Source organism: Microbacterium sp. ISL-103, from assembly GCF_018613995.1.
In the GTDB taxonomy this organism is placed as follows: Bacteria; Actinomycetota; Actinomycetes; order Actinomycetales; family Microbacteriaceae; genus Microbacterium.
Window position 1 is genome coordinate 1 of the sequence record NZ_JAGGPD010000249.1, and the last position, 2,779, is coordinate 2,779.

Annotated in this window: 2 protein-coding genes; both read right to left on the bottom strand. The window is 68.9% G+C overall.

The features are described 5' to 3' along the window. The coding region (locus J7E68_RS10050) for a PCRF domain-containing protein (protein WP_215172194.1) at nucleotides 1-581 on the bottom strand (581 nt) is incomplete at its 3' end. Nucleotides 582-592: 11 nt separating this feature from the next. Next, nucleotides 593-2,533, bottom strand: coding sequence for a transcription termination factor Rho (rho, locus tag J7E68_RS10055; RefSeq protein ID WP_215172196.1), 1,941 nt, complete (start codon nucleotides 2,531-2,533; stop codon nucleotides 593-595). Nucleotides 2,534-2,779 lie beyond the last annotated feature (246 nt).

Genomic DNA, 2,779 nt, shown 5'->3' on the forward strand with positions numbered 1-2,779 from the left:
CGCCCCTGCGACTCGGTCGCCGGCACGCGCTGCACCCGGTGCACGCCACCCTCGTATTTCAGGTGCGCCCAGACGCCCTGCGCGGGGTCGGTGGAGGATCCCTTGATCGCGACCTGCACGTCCTTGTAGCCGCCGAGGTCGGACTCGTTGCGCTCGAGGAGCTCGGTCTTCCAGCCCTTCGACGCCGCGTACTGGATGTACATCCGCAGCAGGTCGGCGGCGAACAGAGCCGACGCGGCCCCGCCCTCCCCCGCCTTGATCTCCATGATCACGTCACGCGCGTCGTCGGGATCCCGCGGGATGAGCAGTCGTCGAAGTCTCTCCTGCGCAGCCTCCACACCCTCTTCGAGGGAGGGGACCTCGTCGGCGAAAGCCTCGTCCTCACGGGCGAGTTCGCGCGCCGCAGCCAGATCGTCGGTCGCCCCCGACCATGCCTCGTAGGCGGCGACGATCCGGGACAGCTCGGCGTAGCGGCGGTTGACGCGCTTCGCTCGAGCGGCGTCGGCGTGCACCGCCGGGTCGGAGAGTTCCTCCTGCACCCGGCGATGCCCGTCGATCAGAGTCTGGACGGACTCGAACACCCCGGCTCCGCTCAGCGGATGTTGTTGTCGTGGCCGTGCGCGCCCGAAGGCAGCGTCGGGATCGACTTCTGCATCTGCACCAGGAACTCGACGTTCGAGTGCGTCTCCTTGAGCTTGCCCAGGACGACCTCGAGCGCCTGCTGCTGGTCGAGGCCCGCAAGGGCGCGACGCAGCTTCCAGGTGATCTTGACCTCGTCGGCCGAGAGCAGCATCTCTTCGCGACGGGTGCTCGAGGCGTTGATGTCGACGGCCGGGAAGATGCGCTTGTCGGCGAGCTGACGAGAGAGGCGCAGTTCGCTGTTGCCGGTGCCCTTGAACTCCTCGAAGATGACCTCGTCCATCTTGGAGCCGGTCTCGACGAGCGCGGTCGCGAGGATCGTGAGCGATCCGCCGTTCTCGATGTTGCGCGCCGCTCCGAAGAAGCGCTTGGGCGGGTACAGCGCCGAGGCGTCGACACCACCCGAGAGCACGCGACCGGATGCCGGAGCCGCGAGGTTGTACGCGCGGCCGAGGCGGGTGATCGAGTCGAGCAGCACGACGACGTCGCGGCCCAGCTCGACGAGGCGCTTGGCGCGCTCGATCGCGAGCTCGGCGACGGTGGTGTGGTCTTCCGCCGGACGGTCGAAGGTCGAGGCGATGACCTCGCCCTTGACGGTGCGCTCCATGTCGGTGACCTCTTCGGGGCGCTCGTCGACGAGCACGACCATGAGGTGGACCTCGGGGTTGTTCTGAGCGATCGCGTTGGCGATCTGCTGCAGCACGATCGTCTTGCCGGCCTTGGGCGGTGCGACGATGAGGCCGCGCTGGCCCTTGCCGATCGGAGCCACGAGGTCGATGATGCGCTGGGTCAGCTTCTCGGGGGCCGTCTCGAGGCGCAGACGCTCCTGCGGGTAGAGAGGGGTGAGCTTGCCGAACTCGACACGGGTGGCGGCGTCGTCGATCGACAGGCCGTTGATCGAGTCGACCTTCACCAGGGCGTTGTACTTCTGGCGCCCCTGCTGCTCGCCTTCGCGCGGCTGCTTGATCGAGCCGACGATCGCGTCGCCCTTGCGCAGGTTGTACTTCTTGACCTGGCCGAGCGAGACGTAGACGTCGCTGGGGCCGGCGAGGTAGCCGGTCGTGCGCACGAACGCGTAGTTGTCGAGCACGTCGAGGATTCCGGCGATCGGGACGAGCACGTCATCCTCGCCGATCTCGGTGTCGAACTCGTCGGTCGGCGCTGCGGTACGGCGCTTGTTGCGCTGACGGTTGCGGCCGTTGCCGCCCTCATCGTCGACGGGTGCGCTCTGCTGCTGAGGCTGCTGCTCGCCACCCTGGCCGTTGCCGTTCTGGCCGCGTCCGCGGTTGCGGCTGCGGTTGCGGTTGCGGTTGCGTCCGCCCTGCTCGTCGCCACCGTCGTTCGAGTCGGATGCGGAATCGGCCGCGGGTGCGGACTCGGCGGGTGCGGAGTCCGCGGGCTTCTCGGCGACAGGCGCCTCGGCGTCTGCAGCAGGCTTCTTGGTGCGGCGACCGCGACCGGTGGTCTTCTTCGGCTCGTCGGACGCCTCGGCGGACTCTGCTGCCGGTGCGGCGGCGGACTCGGCGGCGGCGGCAGGAGTCTCGACAGCTGCGGTCTCGGCAGGTGCTGCGGTCTCGGTGTCGGCCTTCTTGGCACGGCTGCGGCGCGGAGCCTTGGCCTTGGGGGCTGCGTCAGCGGCAGGTGCGTCACCGGCAGTCGCGGCGGCTGCGGGCGATTCCGATGCGGCAGGCGCGGAATCGGCAGGCGCATCGGCGGCAGCGGCCTTCTGAGCCTTGGCCGCAGCGGTGGCGGTCGATGCGCGACGCGGCGCGCGCTTGCGCGCCGGCGCCACTTCGGTCGCCGCGGTGGTCGCGGCGTCGGAGCTCGCGGCCTGTGCCGGAGCCTCAGCGGCGGGTGCCGACTGGTCGTTCTGGGTCTCGGAGAAATTCTCCACGAGTACTCCCTCTTTGGTCTCGAAGACATGAGCGGTACGCGCACAACGGGTGCTGCGCGCGGTCGCACGGGCTGATGCTCGGCATCAGCCAGCCTCGGCACTGGGTTCTCAGAAAGAACGAGGTTCTCGGCGAGAGCAGTACCAGAGGGGTTTGCGTGCGGGTCTTGCAGAGTTGCAATGGGGCCAGATTCACGCAGTTACGTGGAGCCCTCCGCTCGATTCCCCACTGTACCACCACGCACGTCG